The organism is Microtetraspora sp. NBRC 16547 (assembly GCF_030268965.1).
In the GTDB taxonomy this organism is placed as follows: domain Bacteria; phylum Actinomycetota; class Actinomycetes; order Streptosporangiales; family Streptosporangiaceae; genus Microtetraspora.
In genome coordinates this window covers 17,916-37,440 of record NZ_BSSE01000023.1, presented here as the reverse complement: position 1 = coordinate 37,440, position 19,525 = coordinate 17,916, and the positions used below count along the sequence as shown (strand labels likewise).

Annotated in this window: 20 protein-coding genes; 5 read left to right on the top strand and 15 right to left on the bottom strand. The window is 70.2% G+C overall.

Going from position 1 to position 19,525, the window contains the following annotated elements; translation table 11 throughout:
• Positions 1-101: 101 nt before the first annotated feature.
• The 6 genes from QSK17_RS26525 to clpS all read right to left on the bottom strand — a co-directional run bounded on the left by QSK17_RS26525 (position 102) and on the right by clpS (position 2,825).
• Entirely contained in the window at positions 102-1,049 is a 948-nt protein-coding gene (locus QSK17_RS26525) for a PLP-dependent cysteine synthase family protein (protein ID WP_285708045.1), read from the bottom strand.
• A gap of 16 nt (positions 1,050-1,065) precedes the next feature.
• Positions 1,066-1,344: a MoaD/ThiS family protein gene (locus tag QSK17_RS26520; RefSeq protein WP_285708044.1), complete on the bottom strand. Its 279-nt coding sequence runs from the start codon at positions 1,342-1,344 to the stop codon at positions 1,066-1,068.
• A 91-nt stretch (positions 1,345-1,435) separates the two neighbouring features.
• On the bottom strand, positions 1,436-1,564 hold the full coding sequence (locus tag QSK17_RS26515) for a hypothetical protein (RefSeq protein WP_285708043.1): 129 nt from the start codon (positions 1,562-1,564) through the stop codon (positions 1,436-1,438).
• Positions 1,565-1,573: 9 nt separating this feature from the next.
• Complete coding sequence (locus QSK17_RS26510; protein WP_285708042.1) at positions 1,574-1,987, bottom strand: M67 family metallopeptidase; 414 nt, start codon at positions 1,985-1,987, stop codon at positions 1,574-1,576.
• Between the two features lie 4 nt (positions 1,988-1,991).
• Positions 1,992-2,516 (bottom strand): DUF2017 domain-containing protein, encoded by a 525-nt coding sequence (locus tag QSK17_RS26505; RefSeq protein WP_285708040.1) that lies wholly within the window; start codon positions 2,514-2,516, stop codon positions 1,992-1,994.
• 39 nt (positions 2,517-2,555) lie between these two features.
• A complete protein-coding gene (clpS, locus tag QSK17_RS26500) occupies positions 2,556-2,825 on the bottom strand; it encodes an ATP-dependent Clp protease adapter ClpS (protein ID WP_285708132.1) in 270 nt (89 codons plus the stop codon).
• A 56-nt stretch (positions 2,826-2,881) separates the two neighbouring features.
• On the opposite strand from clpS, the gene QSK17_RS26495 reads away from it, so the two are divergent.
• The 3 genes from QSK17_RS26495 to QSK17_RS26485 all read left to right on the top strand — a co-directional run bounded on the left by QSK17_RS26495 (position 2,882) and on the right by QSK17_RS26485 (position 5,562).
• Positions 2,882-4,165 carry a nicotinate phosphoribosyltransferase gene (locus QSK17_RS26495; RefSeq protein ID WP_502889306.1) on the top strand — a complete coding sequence of 428 codons (1,284 nt, stop codon included), beginning with the start codon at positions 2,882-2,884 and terminating at the stop codon, positions 4,163-4,165.
• Between the two features lie 63 nt (positions 4,166-4,228).
• Positions 4,229-4,801 carry an isochorismatase family protein gene (locus QSK17_RS26490; protein ID WP_285708038.1) on the top strand — a complete coding sequence of 191 codons (573 nt, stop codon included), beginning with the start codon at positions 4,229-4,231 and terminating at the stop codon, positions 4,799-4,801.
• Positions 4,802-4,902: 101 nt separating this feature from the next.
• Positions 4,903-5,562, top strand: a complete 660-nt coding sequence (locus QSK17_RS26485) for a hypothetical protein (protein ID WP_285708037.1) — start codon at positions 4,903-4,905, stop codon at positions 5,560-5,562.
• A gap of 84 nt (positions 5,563-5,646) precedes the next feature.
• Here the strand turns inward: QSK17_RS26485 and QSK17_RS26480 are convergent, their stop codons facing one another.
• From QSK17_RS26480 to QSK17_RS26460, 5 genes are all read right to left on the bottom strand, one after another.
• Positions 5,647-7,398 carry a DEAD/DEAH box helicase gene (locus QSK17_RS26480; RefSeq protein WP_285708036.1) on the bottom strand — a complete coding sequence of 584 codons (1,752 nt, stop codon included), beginning with the start codon at positions 7,396-7,398 and terminating at the stop codon, positions 5,647-5,649.
• A gap of 307 nt (positions 7,399-7,705) precedes the next feature.
• Complete coding sequence (locus QSK17_RS26475; RefSeq protein ID WP_285708035.1) at positions 7,706-8,440, bottom strand: hypothetical protein; 735 nt, start codon at positions 8,438-8,440, stop codon at positions 7,706-7,708.
• Positions 8,441-8,604: 164 nt separating this feature from the next.
• Positions 8,605-9,339 (bottom strand): zinc metalloprotease, encoded by a 735-nt coding sequence (locus QSK17_RS26470; protein ID WP_285708034.1) that lies wholly within the window; start codon positions 9,337-9,339, stop codon positions 8,605-8,607.
• Positions 9,340-9,591: 252 nt separating this feature from the next.
• Positions 9,592-9,843, bottom strand: a complete 252-nt coding sequence (locus QSK17_RS26465) for a DUF3039 domain-containing protein (RefSeq protein WP_285708033.1) — start codon at positions 9,841-9,843, stop codon at positions 9,592-9,594.
• Between the two features lie 143 nt (positions 9,844-9,986).
• A complete protein-coding gene (locus QSK17_RS26460; RefSeq protein ID WP_285708032.1) occupies positions 9,987-11,552 on the bottom strand; it encodes a DHA2 family efflux MFS transporter permease subunit in 1,566 nt (521 codons plus the stop codon).
• A gap of 133 nt (positions 11,553-11,685) precedes the next feature.
• On the opposite strand from QSK17_RS26460, the gene QSK17_RS26455 reads away from it, so the two are divergent.
• On the top strand, positions 11,686-12,285 hold the full coding sequence (locus tag QSK17_RS26455; protein WP_285708031.1) for a TetR family transcriptional regulator: 600 nt from the start codon (positions 11,686-11,688) through the stop codon (positions 12,283-12,285).
• Between the two features lie 155 nt (positions 12,286-12,440).
• On the opposite strand, the gene QSK17_RS26450 is transcribed toward QSK17_RS26455, so the two are convergent.
• From QSK17_RS26450 to icmA, 4 genes are all read right to left on the bottom strand, one after another.
• The gene (locus QSK17_RS26450) at positions 12,441-13,019 is read right to left on the bottom strand and encodes a YqgE/AlgH family protein (RefSeq protein WP_285708030.1); all 579 of its coding nucleotides are present in this window, start codon (positions 13,017-13,019) and stop codon (positions 12,441-12,443) included.
• Between the two features lie 90 nt (positions 13,020-13,109).
• Positions 13,110-14,519, bottom strand: a complete 1,410-nt coding sequence (locus tag QSK17_RS26445; RefSeq protein WP_285708029.1) for an NAD-dependent malic enzyme — start codon at positions 14,517-14,519, stop codon at positions 13,110-13,112.
• Between the two features lie 259 nt (positions 14,520-14,778).
• On the bottom strand, positions 14,779-15,702 hold the full coding sequence (locus QSK17_RS26440; RefSeq protein ID WP_285708028.1) for a tetratricopeptide repeat protein: 924 nt from the start codon (positions 15,700-15,702) through the stop codon (positions 14,779-14,781).
• Between the two features lie 169 nt (positions 15,703-15,871).
• Positions 15,872-17,545 carry a coenzyme B12-dependent isobutyryl-CoA mutase large subunit gene (gene icmA / locus QSK17_RS26435; protein ID WP_285708027.1) on the bottom strand — a complete coding sequence of 558 codons (1,674 nt, stop codon included), beginning with the start codon at positions 17,543-17,545 and terminating at the stop codon, positions 15,872-15,874.
• Positions 17,546-17,903: 358 nt separating this feature from the next.
• Between icmA and QSK17_RS26430 the strand changes: the two genes are divergently transcribed.
• A complete protein-coding gene (locus QSK17_RS26430) occupies positions 17,904-19,439 on the top strand; it encodes a S8 family serine peptidase (RefSeq protein ID WP_285708026.1) in 1,536 nt (511 codons plus the stop codon).
• The last annotated feature ends 86 nt before the right edge of the window (positions 19,440-19,525 follow it).

The window sequence follows — 19,525 nt, the reverse complement described above, 5'->3', positions numbered from 1 at the left end:
TCCCACGTGGCCGCTAGGGAGTTTTTCGTGGGTGGGGCGACAACGAAGCGAGGCGCCATCTGGCCGACCGCAGTAGGCCAAAAAGATCCACGAAACACGACCTAGGCCCAGAGCTGGCCTTCCAGGCGCTCCTCCGCGTCGTCCAGGGTGCCTTCGTAGGCTCCGGTCGAGAGGTACTTCCAGCCGCCGTCGGCGACGATGAAGACGATGTCGGCCCGCTCCCCCGCCTGTACGGCCTTGCGCGCCATGCCCAGGGCGGCGTGCAGGGCGCAGCCGGTGGAGATGCCGGCGAAGATGCCCTCGGTCGCGAGCAGCTCCCGCGTCCGGCGCAGGGCGTCCGCCGACGTCACGGAGAACCGCGTGGTCAGCACCGAGGCGTCGTACAGCTCGGGGACGAACCCCTCGTCCACGTTGCGCAGGCCGTAGACGAGCTCGCCGTACCGGGGCTCGGCGGCGACGATCTTGATGTCGGGGATCTTCTCCCGCAGGTAGCGCCCCACACCCATGAGCGTGCCCGTGGTGCCGAGCCCCGCCACGAAGTGGGTCACCGTCGGCAGGTCCGCGAAGATCTCCGGACCGGTCGACTCGTAGTGGGACCGCCAGTTGGCCGGGTTGCCGTACTGGTAGAGCATCACCCAGTCGGGATGCTCGGCGGCGAGCCCCTTGGCGACCCGGACCGCCTCGTTGGACCCGCCCGCCGCGGGCGACGAGATGATCTCGGCGCCCCACATGCGCAGCAGCTGGCGGCGCTCCTCGGAGGTGTTCTCCGGCATGACGCAGATCAGCTTGTATCCCTTGAGCCGGGCGGACATGGCCAGCGAGATGCCGGTGTTGCCCGAGGTCGGCTCCAGGATCGTGCAGCCGGGAGTGAGCAGGCCGTCCTTCTCCGCCTGCTCGATCATCCACAGCGCGGGCCGGTCCTTGATCGACCCGGTCGGGTTGCGGTCCTCCAGCTTCGCCCAGATCCGCACGTCGGCCGACGGGGACAGGCGCGGCAGGCCGACCAGAGGTGTGCGACCGACCGAGTCGATCAGCGAGTCGAAACGCATGACGGACGGCTCCCGCCTAGCGGGCGCCACCGGCCACGGCGGGCAGCACCGTCACCGTGTCGCCGTCGGCGACCGGAGTGCTCAGCCCGCCGAGGAACCGGACGTCCTCGTCGTTGAGATACACGTTCACGAAGCGGCGCAGCCCGGCGCCGTCCACCAGGCGGTCCTTCAGGCCCGGGTGACGCGACTCCAGGTCGCCGATCAGCTCGTCCAGGGTCACGCCCGTGGCGTCCACGGCCTTGGCGCCGCCGGTGTAGGTGCGGAGGATGGTCGGAATGCGGACCTCGATAGCCATCGTGGGTCAGTCTCCTTGATCTGTGGTCGTCATGATGAACGGCCCACCTCATTGGAACGGAGGCGGGCACACGGCGATTCCGGTGCGGAATTCAGCGACAGTCGTAGACGACGACAGAAGGGGTGTGCGCGAAGAGGAACTTCTGCACGGGAGATTCGGGACGCACCCGACCCCGGAGGACAGCCGACGACAGCCCGGCGCGGACGTCATCAAAAGGCATGCGGCCAGTCTAGCCGTACGCCTCCACGATCTTGACTGGCTCCTCCGTTATGACGCCCTCCACGATGCGATAGGACCGGAACTCCACGTCGTCCGAGGCCGTCGACACCAGCACGTAGTGGGCGTTCGGCTCGGACGCGTAGGACACGTCCGTCCGGGAGGGGTAGGCCTGCGTCGCGGTGTGCGAGTGGTAGATGACGACGGGCTCCTCGTCCTTGTCGTCCATCTCCCGCCACACCCGGAACTGCTCCATCGAGTCGAACCGGTAGAACGTCGGAGAACGCTCGGCGTTCTCCATCGGGACGAACCGCTCGGGCCGGTCGGAGCCCGCGGGCCCGGCGACCACGCCGCACGCCTCGTCCGGGTGATCCGCCCGCGCGTGGGCCACGATCTTGTCCACCAGCTCCCGCGCGATCGTCAGCATGGCCTCACCATAGGGCACGGACGAGAGTGTCCTGGAGATAGGTCAGCCACTCGTAGATCGCGAGCGCCGGGTAGCGCGGATCTTCCTCCGACATCTCCGCCATCTCCTCGTGGATCTGCTCCGTCACGTCGAACCGGACGCCGAGCGCGAGCCGTACGTCGTTGAGCGCGCGCAGCCACGCCTGCCCCTGCTCGGAGGTGAGCTCCACCACTCCCGGCCCCGCTGTGTCCAGCAGCGTCCGCGCGTCGGCGCGCTTCCCCTCGCGCAGTGTCGCCTCGGTGTAGCGGCGGAACTCCTCCGACGCCTTCTCGTCCTCGGCGTACGCCGAGGGGAACAGCCGGGCGAGCACCGGGTCCGAAGGGGCGTCGCCGGAGCCGATGCCGAGCGCCCGCTCCAGCGGGTCCTCTCCCGTCACGCCGGGCTCGACGAGGCCGAGGATCTGGGAGACCAGCAACGTGAGCACGGACACCTCCCCGGCATCGAGCGTGACGGACACGCCCGCACCCGTGGCCGTGAAGCCGGTGCTCACAGGTCACCCCGTTCCGTGCTCATCGTTCCGTGTGATCCATCAGGAGTCCTGCTGGACGGTGGCCCACAGGCCGTAGGAGTGCAGGATCTGGACGTCGCGCTCCATCTCCTCGCGGCTGCCGCTGGCGACCACCGCCTTGCCCTTGTGGTGCACGTCCATCATCAGCTTCTCCGCCTTCTGGCGGGGGTAGCCGAACACCGTCTGGAAGACGTATGTGACGTACGACATAAGATTGACCGGGTCGTTCCAGACAATCGTCAGCCACGGCAAATCGGGCCGCACGTCCATCGCCGGACGCTCGACCTCCATCGGAGCGGTGCCACCCACGTAACCATCCTGCACCACGACCGCCGTACTCTCGACACGTGCAGATGACCATGAGCAGCGCATTGCTCACCGATCACTACGAACTGACCATGCTGCAGGCGGCCCTCGCCGGAGGAGCCGCGCACCGCCGGGCGGTCTTCGAGGTGTTCGCCCGCCGGCTGCCCGGAGGGCGGCGGTACGGAGTGGTCGCTGGGACAGCCCGCGTGCTCGACGCGCTGGAGAACTTCCGATTCGGCCAGGAGGAGCTCGACTTCCTGCGCGCCACCCGCGTCGTCGACGAGCCCACCCTGGAGTTCCTCGCCGACTACCGGTTCTCCGGCCACGTGTACGGCTACCGCGAGGGCGAGTCCTACTTCCCCGGATCGCCCGTCATGGTGGTGGAGGGCACGTTCGCCGAGGCGGTCCTGCTCGAGACCGTGATCCTCTCGATACTCAACCACGACTGCGCGGTCGCCTCCGCCGCCGCCCGCATGGTGCAGGCCGCGGGCAAGCGGCCCATCATCGAGATGGGCTCCCGCCGCACCCAGGAGTTCGCGGCGGTCGCCGCGGCCCGCGCCGCGTACCTGTGCGGCTTCGGCTCCACCTCCAACCTGATGGCCGGGCGCCTGTACGGCGTGCCGACCGCGGGCACCTCCGCGCACGCGTTCACGCTGCTGCACGACTCCGAGGAGGACGCCTTCCGCGCCCAGCTCGACTCGCTCGGCGTCGGCACGACCCTCCTCGTCGACACGTACGACGTGGCGAAGGCCGTGCGCACGGCGGTCGAGCTGGCTGGGCCGGACCTCGGCGCCGTGCGGATCGACTCCGGCGACCTGGCCGAGGTCGCGCTGGACGTGCGGCGGATCCTCGACGCGTTCGGTGCGAACCGGACCCGGATCGTCGTGACAGGCGATCTCGACGAGTTCGCCATCGCGGCGCTCGCCGCCGCCCCCGTCGACGGGTACGGCGTCGGCACGTCCGTCGTCACCGGGTCCGGCCACCCCACGGCCAACTTCGTCTACAAGCTGGTCGCCCGAGAGGACGCCGCCGGGGTGCTGCGGCCGGTGGCCAAGCAGTCGGTGGGCAAGCCGAGCAAGGGCGGCCGCAAGTGGGCCTACCGCGCGGTCGAGGACGACACCGCCGTCGCCGAGGTCGTCACCGGCGAACCCGCCGAGACCAGGCACCGGCCGCTCCTGGCGGAGCTCGTCAGGGACGGCGAGATCGTGGGCCGCGAACCGCTGGAGGACGCGAGGGCCCGCCACCGCGCGACCGTGGCGGAGCTGCCGACGATGGCGCACAGCCTCTCCCCTGGAGACCCCGCGATCCCTACTATCTTCAGTTGATCGCGAGGGACAGGCGTATGAGGACGACGCCGGTCTCCTCGCGATCGTTTTAGGCTGTTTCGCATGAAATCCGCGCTCATCATCGTGGACGTGCAGAACGACTTCTGCGAGGGCGGCAGCCTCGCGGTCGGCGGCGGCGCCGACGTGGCCGCCGCGATCGGACGGCACGCGCGGCGGCACGGCTACGACCATGTGGTGGCGTCCCGGGACTACCACATCGACCCCGGGGCGCACTTCGCCGAGCGGCCCGACTACGTGGACACCTGGCCGGCGCACTGCGTCGCGGGCACGGCGGGCGCCGGCTTCCATCCCGCGCTCGACGTCGCCCCGATCGAGGAGGTGTTCAGCAAGGGCGCCCACGCGGCGGCCTACAGCGGGTTCGAGGGCGCCGCCGACGACGGCACCCGTCTTGCGGACTGGCTCCGGGATCGGGGCGTGGAGTCCCTGGACGTGGTCGGCATCGCCACCGACCACTGCGTACGGGCGACGGCCCTGGACGGCGTCCGCGACGGCTTCGCCGTACAGGTGCTGCTCGACCTGACCGCGGGCGTGGCTCCGGCGACCACCCGGGCGGCGCTCGCCGAGCTGGCCGAGGCCGGTGTGCGGCTCTCCGGAACCCCCGTCTTGCGCGGCTGACCCGCCTCCCCGCCCGGTGTGATGAGCGCCATACAGGCGAGCAAATGTTCAATTCGACCGACACGATACGCGAAAGATGTGTTACGTAGAGTGACAACTCCTTGCGATTGGCGGCGTCGATGTTCGCGTTCCTGCTCGGGCTGTCCTGGCTCGTCCTCACCCCCATCTGCATCTGGCGGCTCTTCGGCCGCGAGCAGTCCCGGCTCGCGCGCGCGACAGGGGTGCTGACGCTGGCGGCGCTGGAGGCGACCACGCTGGCGGTCGGCTGGGCGGAGCAGCCGCCATCCGACCGGCCCGCAACGGCCCCCGCCATGGCCGCGTCCTCCGGGCCGCACTCCAGGCCGTCCTCCGCGCCGTCCTCTGTGCCGTCCTCCGGGCCGGGCACCACGCCCACCCCCGCGCCATCCCCCACCTGTGCGACCCGCACACCCGCCCCCGAGTCCGTACGGCTCACGCACCGCCCGCACCAGGGCGTACAGGGCATGACGATCTATTGGACGGCGACGTCCGAGCAGTGCGGGACGGCGACGGTGACGTACCGGCGCGCCGGGCGGCAGGTGCGGATCTGGCTGGACGAGGGCGCGGCGGGCCGAGACGAGATCGAGGGCCGGGAATCGCGGACGCTGCCCGTACACGTCGCCGAGGGACGGGCGACACTCGACCTGACGCTCATGCCGCCGCTCCGCCCCGGGCCACGCTACGTGGCGGTGGACGGCCGCACCGGGCACCGCATCCCTGAGCGGCGACCCACGAACGGCTGACCTGACCGCCCGCACCTGGCCCGCTCCACGCGTACACGAGCCGGCGGGCGGCGAGCAGCCGCCACGACCGATGCCGGAGCGGGGTCACCTCCGCTGGGTGGCCCACTTCCTGATCATGGCGATCCGATCCTTGATCTGGTCCGCCGACGCCTGCGCGATGGCCGGACCGCCGCAGGATCGGCGCAGCTCGGCGTGGATGACGCCGTGCGGTTGGCCGGTGCGGTGGTTCCACGCGCCGACGAGGCCGTTGAGCTCCTTGCGAAGCTCGTGGATCTGCTCGTGCGGAGCGAGCGCGGGCGCCTCCTCCTCGGGCTTCTTCCGCCGCTTCGCAGCCTGCTGGTCGGCCTGCCGCCGGCGCAGCAGCGAGGCCACCTGGTCGGGCTCCAGCAGCCCGGGGAGGCCGATGAAGTCCTCCTCCTCCGGGGACCCGGGGGCGGCGGAGGTGCCGAACTCGCCGCCGTCGAACAGCACCCGGTCGAAGGTCGCGGACGCCTCCAGGGTCTGGAACGGCAACTCGTCGCCGAGCGCGTCAGGCTGCTTGCGCTCCTGCTGGGCTCGTTCGAGCAGGGAGTCATCCAGCCCGTCCTCCGGCTGCGAGCGGCCGAGGACGTGGTCGCGCTCCTCCTCCATCTCGGCGGCGAGCCCCATCAGGACCGGCACCGACGGCACGAAGACCGACGCCATCTCGCCCCGCTTGCGCGCGCGGACGAAACGCCCGACGGCCTGGGCGAAGAACAGCGGCGTCGAGATGCTGGTGGCGTAGACCCCGACGGCGAGCCGGGGGATGTCGACGCCCTCGGAAACCATCCGGACCGCGACCAGCCACCGCGCCTGCGAGGCGGAGAAATCCTTGATCTTCTTGGACGCGCCCGGATCGTCGGAGAGGACGACCACGGCCCCCTCGCCGGTCACCGTCCTGATGTGCCGGGCGTAGGCCCGGGCCGACTCGTGGTCGGAGGCGATGATCAGGCCCCCTGCGTCGGGCACGCCGCGGCGCACCTCGGTGAGCCGCCGGTCGGCCGCGTGGATGACCTGGCGGATCCAGTCGCCCTTGGGGTCGAGCGCGGACCGCCACGCCTGGGAGAGCTGATCCTTGGTCAGCGGGGTGCCGAGCGTGGCGGCGATCTCGTCGCCCGCCCGGGTCCGCCACCTCATCTCCCCCGAGTAGGCAAGGAAGATGACCGGACGGACGACCCCGTCGGCCAGCGCCGGGCCGTAGCCATAGGAGAAGTCGGAGGCGCTGCGCAGCGCGCCGTCGGCCTCCTCGACGTACGTGACGAACGGGATGGGGCTGTCGTCGGAGCGGAACGGCGTGCCGGTCAGCGACAGCCGCCTGGTGGCCGGCTCGAACGCCTCACGGACGCCGTCACCCCACGACTTCGCGTCGCCCGCGTGGTGGATCTCGTCGAAGATGACCAGCGTCTTGCGGGCCTCCGTGCGCGCCCGGTGCAACGCCGGATGCATCGCCACCTGGGCGTACGTGATCGCGACGCCGGTGTAGTCACGGGAGGTCGTGCCCTGGCTGTTCTTGAACTCGGGGTCGATGCCGATGCCGACGCGGCCGGCCGCGTCGGCCCACTGCCGCTTGAGGTGCTCCGTCGGGGTGACGATCGTCACGGCCCGGATGATGCCCCTGGACAGCAGCTCGCTGGCGATCCGCAGCGCGTAGGTGGTCTTTCCCGCGCCCGGCGTCGCGACGGTGAGGAAATCCCTCGGCTCACGCTGGAAGTAGAGGTCGAACGCCTCCTGCTGCCACGCGCGCAGCTTGGGCGCGGTGCCCCAGGCGGCTCTGTCGGGATAGGAAGGCGAGAGATGCGATGCGGCGGATACGCTCAACGACGCCTCCCCCATCCCGTTGGGACAATGCTGTATCTATCGGTTCGCTCCCTCACAGTGACCTCAGAGTAGCCGGATCGACTGACAAGACGTGCCGACCCACCGAGATCCTGGCGGCGATACCCCCGTTGTGCTACGGCCGCCGCACGCCTGAGACATCCCTCACACCCGCCCCGCCGCCGCTCCGACCGGGCCCATCGGGACGGCCTCGCAGGAGCCGGGACGGATCCGCCGGGTCGCCGCCGAGCGGGCCGGATGACGGGGCGAAGGACGCACTCGGCAGGGGGCGCCGCTGCCGATGGAGCGATCAGCGCACGCCCGCCATGAGGGCGTCGATGTCCGCCCGCGACGCGGGGTCGTCCGGGTGGGCGAGCCCCAGCAGCACCGTGGTCCTCCCCTCACCGTCCAGGAGCAGCGTCACCCGGAGGAAAGCCGGCTGGTTCACGTCGTCCCGGTACTCCGCGCGCAGGGCACGGGTGTAGCCACGCCGGGAGCCCGCGGTCACCGCCCTGTCGTCCATGACGTCGATCTTGTCGCCGTGGAGCAGCAGCCGCGCGTAGAGATCGGTCAGACCGACCGCCGCCGGGCGCGGGTTCGCCGGATCGGCGCGCTCTCCGCGCCTGGCCATCACCGTCGCGCGGCCGTCGCTGACGGCGACGGACGTGAAGCCGGTGACCGGGGCGACGACGGCCTCCCGCCAGCCGGCCGGAAGGTCGTACGCGACCCCGGCGAGCCGGTCCGTGACCGTGCCCGAGGGCGCGCTGTCCGTCCCGCTCATGACGGTGACGACCAGTACGCCGATCAGCGTGCCGGCCGCGGCTGAGGCGAGGGTGCCGACGATGAGGCGCACCACCCAGCGCGGCATCCGGCGCGGCATCCGGCGCGGCATCCGGCGCGGTATCCGGCGCTGCGGCGGGGCCGGCGTGCCGTACCAGCTGGCGGACGGCGGCAGGTCCTCAGCAGGGGCGCCCCGGTGGGTGTCGTCCCCGTCTGAGTCACTGGCGGCGGGCGGCCACACCCGGCGCGTCCACTCATCGTCCACGGCGCCTCCTGAACCGGCGCCCGGCTCACCGGCGAGCGCTGATCAGGAGTTACTCACGCCGCAGACCGTCCGTCAACGGAAATCCACACATTCGCCATGGAAAGGACTGATAGCCGAAGCCGGGGGGCGCGCCCACGTGGTGGCCGTGCCCCCCGGCTTCGCTCTCACGTCCGGGGCTGGCGGTAGGTCGTCCACATCTCGAGCATCCGGGCCGCCTGACCCGCGGTGAACTCGGACATGCACCGGTCGTACCCGTAGTCCATGAAGTTGTGGATCGGGTCGTCACCGGGCGCCGGGCACGAATCCCTGCGCCCGGGGCAGCCGGAGCTGGGCTCCGCCTCGGGAGGCGTATCGTCCACGAAGTCGCCCGGGGCGTCGCACCCGTTCTCGAAGGTGTGCAGCAGCCCGAACCAGTGCCCGATCTCGTGCACCGCCGTGTATCCCCGGTTGAAGTTGACCAGCGGCCCTCCCGGCATGCTCCGCCAGTCGATGACCACGCCGTCCAGCTGCGGCTCGTCCTTGTACCAGTACGGATAGGTCGCGTAGCCGAGGACGAGCTGGCTGAGCTGGGCGAGGTAGAGGTTCAGCGTCTCCGACCCCCCGGTCCGGAGTTTGCGCTTCATCGGCTGCTCGTACCCCACGGGATCGCGGAACCACTGGGGGTTGACGGTGTGGGTGATGCCCTTGAGCTCGAAACGGAACCCGGTGTCCACGCCGCCGATCTTGCCGCCGTAGGCGGCGTTGAGCGCGGCGACCTGATCCCGCACGGCAGTGTCGGGCGCGCCGAGCGCGCCGTCCTTGATGACGTGCACCCACAGCGGCACGGTGACCCTCTCGACGGCCTTCCTGCCGTGACCGGCGTGCGCGCGGCCGAGCCGGCGGCGGAGATCGGCGGACATCCGGTCGATCTGGCGCGATTCCGGGGCGCGGGGTTCCGCCATGCGCGCCGGTGCCGGAGGATGCGGTCCGGCGCGACACTCATCCCTGGTCCCGGCGACCCCGGCCCGGCTCTCGGCGGGAACCCCGCACACCGCGAACAGACATGCCAAAGAGACGGCGAGCACGCGCCGGGCCATTCATTCCCCCGATACGACTGGTCAGACAGACAGCTGACGCTAGCCGTACCGGGGGTGGTCATCCCGGATCGACACTCACTCGCCGGAGGGCTCTCCCTTGGGCAGTCCCTCGTAGATCTCCTTGCATTCCGGGCAGACGGGGTACTTCTTCGGATCCCGGCTGGGCACCCAGATCTTGCCGCAGAGGGCGCGGATCGGAGTGCCGGTCACCATACTCTCGGTGATCTTGTTCCTGTCGGCGTAGTGCGAGAACCGCTCATGGTCGCCGTCCCCGTGCGAGAGCCTCGGAGTGACATCGCTCTCGGGAAGAATCTTCGTACCGCTCACGGGTACCGATTTTACGCGCGGAAACGCACCGCCCCGTCGGCCTCCGCCCGGGCGAGGTGCGGAAGCCGTACGGGGCGGAATCGTACGGAGCCATACGGAGCCGTGCGAAGCCGTATGGATCACAGGGCCGTACGGGGCGACGGTCAGCCCATGTGGACCGCGCCGCCCTCGGTCTTGCGGCCCGCCTGGACGAACAGGGCGAGGATCGCGGCCAGGACGGCGACGCCCGTGCTCACGGTGAAGCCGAGGTGCAGGCCGTCCATGAAGGACAGGTGCGCCGCCTTGGCGAGCAGGCTGCTCATCGGCTCGGGAAGCCCGGGAGGGGTCATGCCCACGGCGGCGGCCTTCTCCAGGGCTCCCAGCTGCTCCGCCGGGATGCTCGACGCGGCCGGGCCGAGGTGACCGGGGAACACGTCGGCCACCTTCCCCGACACCACGGCGCCCAGGATGGCGGTGCCGAGCGCGCCGCCGACCTGCATGGCCGAGTTCTGCACGCCGCCCGCGACGCCGCTGAGATCCTCGGGCGCGTTGCCGACGATGATCTCGGTGGCGCCGACGAAGACCGGCGAGAGGCCGAAGGCGAGCAGGACGAACGGGATCGCGCTGTCGATGAACGCGGCGTCCACGCTCAACCGGGACATCAGGAACATCGCGACCGCGGTGACCAGCATGCCGCCCGCGATGGTGACCTTGGGGCCGAGCTTTCCGATGAGGACGCCCGCGAGCGGCGACGCGACGATCATGCCTGCGCTCATCGGCAGCATCCGGAGGCCGGACTCCATCGGGGACAGCCCGTGCACGCCCTGGAAGAAGAACGTGAGGAAGAACATCGCGCCGAACATCGAGAACGCGACCATGATCATCAAGCCGGTGCCGATGGAGACCGAGAAGTTGCGGAACAGGCTCAACGGCAGCAGCGGCTCCTTCGCCAGGGACTGCCAGACCAGGAAGATCGCGCCGAGGACCACGGTGGCGGCGATGAACGCGATCGTCCAGGGGTCGCTCCAGCCCCACTCGGGAGCCTTGATGATCGCCCAGATCAGCGAGAACATCGTGCCGGACAGCAGCACGACGCCGAGCCAGTCGACCCTCGACAGCGTCTGCGCCCTGCTCTCCTTGAGGACCAGCAGGCCGACCGCGAGGGCGACCACGCCGACCGGCACGTTGATGAAGAAGACCGACTGCCAGCTGACGTTCTCCACCAGCAGGCCGCCGATGATGGGACCGCCCGCGCTGGACAGACCGATGATCGCCCCCCACGCGCCCATCGCCATGTTCAGCTTCTCGCCGGGGAAGGCGGACCGCAGCAAGGCCAGCGCGGCGGGCTGCAGCATCGCGCCGAAGAGGCCCTGCAGCACACGGAACGCGATCAGCGTGAACACCGAGCCGGTGAGGCCGATCGCGAGCGACGTGAGGGCGAAGCCGGCCACGCCGATCAGAAAGATCCGCTTGTGGCCGAAAAGGTCACCGAGCTTGCCCGCGGTGATGAGGAACACCGCCAGCGCGAGCAGGTAGCCGCTGGTCACCCATTGGAGATCGGCCAGGTCCGCATTGAGCTCCGTTCCGATCACGGGGTTCGCGATCGCGACCACGGTGCCGTCGAGCATCACCATGATCACGCCGAGCGAGACGGCGAGCAGCGTCATCCACGGGCGGTCCTTGCCGCTCTCCGCGGGCGCGTTGGAATGTACGGCTAACGCCTGAGCCATGATCGGGAGTCCCCCCTGGTAGAAGTCAACCGGAGCAACTTATGTCACTCAATGACACATGACAAACGCTATTTTCCGTCATAACGTGACAACTGACAGATTATGAAGCGAGGGTTTCGTGAAGATGACAACCATGGGTCTACGAGAGCGCAAGAAGCAGAAGACCCGGATAGCGCTGATCGACGCCGCCCTCGACCTGTTCTTATCGCAGGGGTACGACATAACGACGATCGACCAGATCGCCGCCGCGGTGGACGTCTCGCCGCGGACCTTCTTCCGCTACTTCGCCTCGAAGGAGGAGGTCGCGCTCTCGCTGTGCCGGGACGGCCAGGAGATCTTCCAGAGCGAGCTGGCCGCCAGGCCCGCCGAGGAGACTCCCTACCAGGCGGTGAGCCAGGCGATTCGGGCCATGCTGACCGCCCTGCGCGAAGGCGACCCCGACGAGGCGAGGCGATTCGACAAGGCGAGGCGGCTCGTCGAGTGCACGTCCTCGCTGTCCGCCGTGCAGATGTGCCTGATCATGGAAAGCGAACGGCTGCTGACCGAGGAGGTCGCCCGCCGCCGCGGCACAGGCGTGGATGACCTCCACACCCAGTTCGCGGTCTCGGTGTTCACTGCGATCGGCCGGGTCTGCTTCGAGCACGGCCCGCAGGATCTCGCGCTCCTGGCGGAGCGCCTGGAGCAGACCCTCGCGATCGCGGAGCGGTGCCTGCGCCCCGGATGGGACCGCTGAGAGACCGGCTTGAGTCCGGCTTCACCCCGACGAACCCCGACGAACCCCGGCGAACCCCGACGATGACACCCTGGGGTGGACCCGCGCCACGTCCAGCGTGATCAGCGGATGCGCGCGGCGGACTTCCCGGACATGCCCAGTTCCCTTGCCGGCCGTCAGTTGAGCTCGGGATCATCGGGATAGGTCGCCACGAAGGACAGCTCCCCCTGTTGGCGGCGCAGCACCGAGCGCCAGAGCGTCGTCGGGTCGGAATGGAAGGTGTCCTCCGGCTCGGAGTCCACGACGTACCACGCGCCCTCCTCGACCTCGTTGCGGAGCTGGCCGGCGGTCCAGCCCGCGTAGCCGGCGAAGATGCGCATCTGCGAGATCTCGCCGGCGAGGATCTCGGGCGGCGCGTCGAGGTCGACCGTGCCCAGGCGGGAGGCGGCGGAGCGGCCCGACTGCAGCCGCCGCCAGCCCAGGGGCTCACCGCCGCTCTGCACGGCGGCGAGCGCGAGCGCGCTGTCGGTCTGCACCGGACCGCCTTCGAACAGCACGGAGGGACCCGTCACCAGCGCGTCCCACGAGGGCAGCACCTGCGTCACCGAGATCTCGCTGGGACGGTTGAGCACGACGCCGAGCGAGCCGCTGCCCTCGTCGTGCTCGAGAACGAGGACGACACTGCGCCGGAAGTTGGGGTCCTCGAGCAGTGGCGTCGCGACGAGCAGCCGGCCCACGTAGATCCCTTCCGCCATACCCTCCATCATGAGGGAGAAGGCGGGAATCTCGCACGTCGCCCCGGCATCGACTTCAGCCCGCGGGCTCCGGCGCGCGGCGAAAGACGATCAGGCCTCCGTGAACCCGCGGGCCCGCCCGCCGGCCGATTCGCGTACGGCCGCCGCGACCGCGCCCGCCACGTCGGGGTGGAAGACGCTGGGGATGATGTAGTTGGGGCCGAGCTCCTCGTCGGTCACGACGGCGGCGAGCGCCCGGGCCGCGGCCAGCAGCATCTCCGGGGTGACCACGTTGGCCTGCGCGTCGAGCAGGCCGCGGAACACGCCGGGGAAGGCCAGCACGTTGTTGATCTGGTTCGGGTAGTCGGAGCGCCCGGTCGCCACGACGGCCGCGTGCTCCCTGGCCTCGTCGGGCGAGACCTCCGGCTCCGGATTGGCGAGCGCGAACACCACCGAGCCCTCGGCCATCGCGGCGATGTCCTCGCCGTCGAGGATGCCGGGGGCGGACACGCCGATGAAGACGTCCGCGCCCTTGACCGCGCCGCGCAGGTCGCCGCTGTATCCCTCGGCGTTGGTGTGCTCGGCGATCCAGCGCAGCGACTCGTCGAGGTCGTCGCGGCCCTTGTGGACGGCGCCGAGGTAGTCGCAGACCACCACGTGCCGCACGCCGCCGGCGAGCAGCAGGCGCAGCACCGCCGTACCGGCCGCGCCCGCTCCGGCGAGCGTGACGCGGACGTCGGAGATCTCCTTGCCGACCACCTTGAGCGCGTTCGTCAGCGCGGCGAGGACGCAGATCGCGGTGCCGTGCTGGTCGTCGTGGAAGACCGGGATGTCCAGGAGCTCGCGCAGCCGGCGCTCGACCTCGAAGCAACGCGGCGCGGAGATGTCCTCCAGATTGATGCCGCCGAACCCGGGGGCGATCACCTGGACGGTGCGCACGATCTCGTCGACGTCCTGGGTGTCGAGGCAGATCGGCCAGGCGTCGATGCCGGCGAACCGCTTGAACAGCGCCGCCTTGCCCTCCATCACGGGCAGCGCGGCGGCCGGGCCGATGTTGCCGAGGCCGAGGACGGCCGAACCGTCGGTGACCACGGCCACCGAGTTGCGCTTGATCGTGAGGCGGCGCGCGTCCTCGGGGTTACGCGCGATGGCCATGCTGACCCGCGCAACACCCGGCGTGTACGCCATCGAGAGTTCGTCACGGTTGCGCAGCGGGACCTTCGACTGCATCTCGATCTTGCCGCCGAGGTGCATGAGGAAGGTCCGGTCGGACACCTTGTGGATGGCGACGCCCTCGACCGTGCCGAGGGCGTCGACGAGCGCCTGCGCGTGGTCGGTGTCCCTGGCGGCACAGGTGACGTCGATGCGGAGCTTCTCGTGACCCGCCGTGGTGACGTCGAGTGCGGTGATCACCCCACCGGCGCTCTCCACCGCGTGGGTGAGAAGGCTGACGGCCTTGCCGCCCGCCGGCACCTCGAGACGAACGGTGATCGAGTACGAAACGCTCGGCACGGTGGCCACGTCAATTCGCTCCTGTTGTCATGGCTGTCTGCGCGGGCACGCCTCCGGAGGCTGTGTCGTTCTGATCCGTGACGACGCCGGGGACGCACCAGTGCCCACACACTACAGCGCTCGCCGGGATGGATCTGCTCCTCCGGAACGCGGCGGGGCCGGCCGTCGGATCAGAGCCTCCGGATCAGAGCCGCCGGATCCGGGCGGCGTGGTCAGAGCGGCCGGATCCGGGCGGCGTGATCTAGGCGGCCGGGTCTGGGCGGCGTGATCAGAACAGCGCGCTCGCGAGACCGCGGCGCCCCTTGGAGACGGCGGGGTCGTCGGCGGGCAGCGCGTCGAACAGGCCGAGCAGGTGGACTCTGGCCTGCTCCCGGTCGTCTCCGGCGGAACGCCGTACGACGCCGATGAGCCGGTCGAAGGCGGTGTCCACGTCGCCGGCCATCATCTCCAGGTCGGCCGCCTGGATCTGGAGGCCGACGTCGCCGGGCTGCTCGGCCGCGCGGGCCAGCACGTCCGCCGGGTCGAGGTCCTGGGTGCGGCGGACCAGCCCGACTCCGGCGAGGCCGATCTTGGCCTCCTGGCTGCCGGGCTGCCGGGCGAGAAGCCGCTCGAACGCGGCCGCGGCCGCGGCCAGGTCACCCTTCTCGACGGCCTCGTCCGCGGCGGCCAGGTCGGGGTCGAGCGGCGGCTCCGCCGACTCCTCGGCGCCGGGCGCCGGGGCGGCCAGCGTGACGCCGAGCTGCTCGAACACCTGGGTGAGCGCCTCGCGCAGCTGCGGCTCGGGAAGCGGCCCCTCGAACAGGGGCATGAGCTGCCCCTGGACGGCCAGGTAGACGGTCGGCACGGCGCGCATGCGCAACGCCTGAGCGAGCTCGGGGTTGGCCTCGACGTCCGCCCGGGCCAGGATCCACGCGCCGCCCGCCTCCGCCGCGAGCTTCTCCATGGTCTGGCTGAACTGCTGGACCTGCTCCGCCCGCGGCACAGTGGCCTCGACGATCACGGGAACGCTCATCGAGCGCTCGACGACGTCGGCGGTGAAGGTCGCCGCGGTCACCTCGATGACGTGCGCGGCCGCCGCGTCCGGGTTCTGCGCGGCGGCCTCGCGCCGCGCCTGGGCTTCCAGAGCCTGCTTGCGCGCGCCGAGGTCCACGGCGCCGTAGAGCGATCCAGGTCGAGTGAAATCCGCTGCCATGAATCCAATCCTGCCGTACGCGCGCGGCTGTTCCGTGCCAACCGTGCCTCCTTGTCTGACGAGGGGTCGCCCCCTCGTCAGCTCCGGCGGGTCCGCCGCGCTCGGAAGGCGCGCCGAACCCCGGAAATGACGGGACAAGTCGGGCGGAACGCTGGGAAACGCGATGTTGTCAGAAGCGCGCGGGCTCGGTGTAGGTGCCCCATTCGGCGCGGAGGGCGTCGCAGATCTCGCCGAGCGTGGCCTCGGCCCGTACGGCGTCCAGCATGGGCGGGATCATGTTCCGGTCGGACCGCGCGGCCGCGACGAGAACGGCGAGCGCGTCGTCCACGGCCTTCCGATCCCGTACGGCACGCCGGTCGGCGAGGACGCGGCGCTGCTCCAGCTCGACCTCGTGGCTGATCCGGAGGATCTCCAGCGGCTGTTCCACGGTCGAGGTGTGGCGGTTCACTCCGACGATCTTCTTGTCGCCCTTCTCCAGCTTGCGCTGGTAGTCGAAGGCGGCCTCGGCTATCTCCGCCGTGAACCAGCCGTCCTCGATGCCGCGCAGGATGCCGGAGGTCATCGTGCCGTCGGAACCCATTTCACGAATTTTCGTGAAAATTGACTCGGCCTCGGCCTCCAGCCGATCGGTGAGCGCCTCCACGTACCAGGATCCGCCCAGCGGATCGACGACGTTGACGACCTCGGTCTCCTCCATGATCACCTGCTGGGTGCGCAGGGCGATCTCCGCGGCCTTCTCCGAGGGCAGCGCGAGCACCTCGTCCAGCGCGTTCGTGTGCAACGAGTTGGTGCCGCCCAGGACCGCGGCGAGCGCCTCGATCGCGGTGCGGACGATGTTGTTGTCCGGCTGCTGCGCCGTCAGCGACACCCCGGCCGTCTGGGTGTGGAACCGCAGCCACTGGGCCTTCTCCGTGCGGGCGCCGTACACGTCGCGCATCCAGCGGGCCCAGATGCGGCGCGCGGCCCGGAACTTCGCGATCTCCTCGAAGAAGTCGATATGCGCATCGAAGAAGAAGGACAGCCCGGGGGCGAAGACGTCGACGTCGAGGCCGCGCGAGAGCCCGAGCTCGACGTACCCGAAGCCGTCGGCGAGCGTGAAGGCCAGCTCCTGCGCGGCCGTGGACCCGGCCTCCCTGATGTGGTAGCCGGACACCGACAGCGGCTTGTACGCCGGGATCTCGGCGGCGCAGAACTCCATCAGGTCGCCGATCAGCCGTAGGTGCGGCTCGGGGGCGAACAGCCACTCCTTCTGCGCGATGTACTCCTTGAAGATGTCGGTCTGCAGCGTCCCGTTGAGCCGTCCGGCCGGCACGCCCTGACGCTCGGCCGCGACGACGTACATGCAGAAGATCGGGACGGCGGGGCCGCTGATCGTCATCGAGGTGGTGACCTCGCCCAGCGGGATGCCCTCGAAGAGCACGTCCATGTCCAGCGCGGAGTCGATCGCCACGCCGCAGTGACCGACCTCGCCGAGGGCGCGGGGATCGTCGGAGTCACGGCCCATCAGGGTCGGCATGTCGAAGGCCACGGAGAGGCCGCCGCCACCCGCGCCGAGGATCATCTTGTAGCGCTCGTTGGTCTGGCGGGCGTTGCCGAACCCGGCGAACTGCCGGATCGTCCACGGCCGCCCCCGGTATCCGGTCGGGTGCAGGCCACGGGTGTAGGGGTACTCCCCCGGCCAGCCGATGCGCTCGAACCTCGGATCGTCGCCGTCCGGCCCGTAGACCGGAGTGACCTCCAGCCCGGACAGCGTCCGGTGCTCCCGCCGCGGGGCGCGTGTCGCCGCCGCGTCGTACCGCGCCTGCCAGCGGGCCCGCCCGGCCTCGATCTCGTCCGCGTTCATACTCCCCCTCCCCTCACCCAAAACACTAGGACGTCCTAGTAAATCGCGCCAGGGAACCGCGCCCCCCGGACACTCGAATGTCACACCTTGGTCGCAAAACCCCGCGGATCTATGGCAGAGACCGTCAATACCGAAATATGAGACGCGCATGGTTGCTATCCACAGGGAGGTGGATGTGAAGCGCGTCATTGTCGTCGCCGCAGCCGCGGCTTTGGCCGCGGCTACGCTGGCGTCTCCGGCTCAGGCGGTGCGTACCGTTGCCTAGCCGGCCGCGCAGACCGAGTACGTCGTCCTTTACAAGGAGAGTGCCAACGCGGCCGACGCCCAAAAGGCGATCGAGGCCGCCGGCGGCTCCATCGTGAAGGTCAACAACGCGGTTGGACTGGCCACGGTCACCACGACCAACAGCGGCTTCATCGCCGCGATCAAGGACAACTCCGCCATCGAGGGGGTCGCGCGCAACCGCGCCATCGGCTCCGCCCCGAAGATGGCCAAGGCCCCGGCCGCGGCCGTCAAGGCCGTCAAGGCCAAGGCCGTCGAGAAGGAGGGCAGGGCCGGAGCCACTCCGGTCAAGCGGGGCAAGAAGCCCACGGCCGAACCGCTCAGCGATCTGCAGTGGGACATGCAGCAGATCCACGCCAACGAGGCGCACAAGTACGAGATGGGCGACAAGCGGGTGCTCGTCGGCATTATCGACACCGGGGTCGACGGATCCCACCCGGACATCGCGCCCAACTTCAACAGGGCGCTGAGCCGTAACTTCACCGTCGACATCCCCACGGACGCCGACGGCAACGAGGTGGACGGCCCCTGCGAGGTGGCTTCCTGCGTCGACCCGGCGGATGTGGACGACGACGGCCACGGCACGCACGTCGCCTCCTCGATCGCGTCCCCGGTCAACGGGCTGGGCGTCTCCGGCGTGGCCCCCAAGGTCTCGATCGTGAACATCCGCGCCGGCCAGGACTCGGGGTACTTCTTCCTGCAGCCGACCGTCGACGCGCTCACCTACGCCGGCGACATCGGCGTCGACGTGGTCAACATGAGCTACTACGTCGACCCGTGGCTGTTCAACTGCGTGAACAACCCCGCCGACTCTCCCGAGAGCCAGCTGGAGCAGGCCACGGTCATCGCCGCCACGCAGCGTGCCCTCACCTACGCGCACGGCAAGGGCGTGACCCTGGTCTCCGCGGCGGGCAACGAGGCGATGGACTACACCAAGACCAACGTCGACAGGACCAGCCCGGACTTCGTGAGCGTGCCCGGCCAGGCGCCGTACCCCCGCACGATCACGCCGACCAGCTGCAAGTCGATGCCCGGCCAGGGCGACCACGTGATCTCGGTCTCGTCGACCGGCATCAGCAAGCGGAAGTCGTACTACTCCAACCACGGCAACGGCTTCATCGACGTCGCCTCCCCCGGCGGCGACGTGTACGACACGCCCGACAACACGCGGGACATCACCAAGGCGACCCTCTCGGCGTACCCGAAGTCGCTCGCCGTCGCCAACGGCGAGATCGACGAGAACGGCGACCCGACGGTTCCCTACGTGGTGAAGGACTGCAAGGGCAAGGTCTGCGGCTACTACCAGTACCTCCAGGGCACCTCGATGGCCTCGCCGCGCGCCGCGGGCGTCGCCGCCCTGATCGTCAGCAAGTACGGCAGGCCCGACCCCCGTCACCCGGGTGGGCTCACCCTGGACCCCGACGTCGTGAAGCGGATCCTCACGGAAACGGCCACGCCCACTCCGTGCCCGACCCCGGCGGCGTTCACCTACACGCGGCACCTGCCGAACGGCACCACCGCGACCGCCACGCACACCTGTGAGGGCGACGCCGCGGCGAACGGCTTCTACGGCAAGGGCATCGTCGACGCCCTCCGCGCCGTGCACCGCTAGCTGGTGCCTACAAGTACGACACGGATGTCCGGCCACCGGTGGCCGGACATCCCGGCGGCGCACCGCTGACGGCACACCGTCGGCGG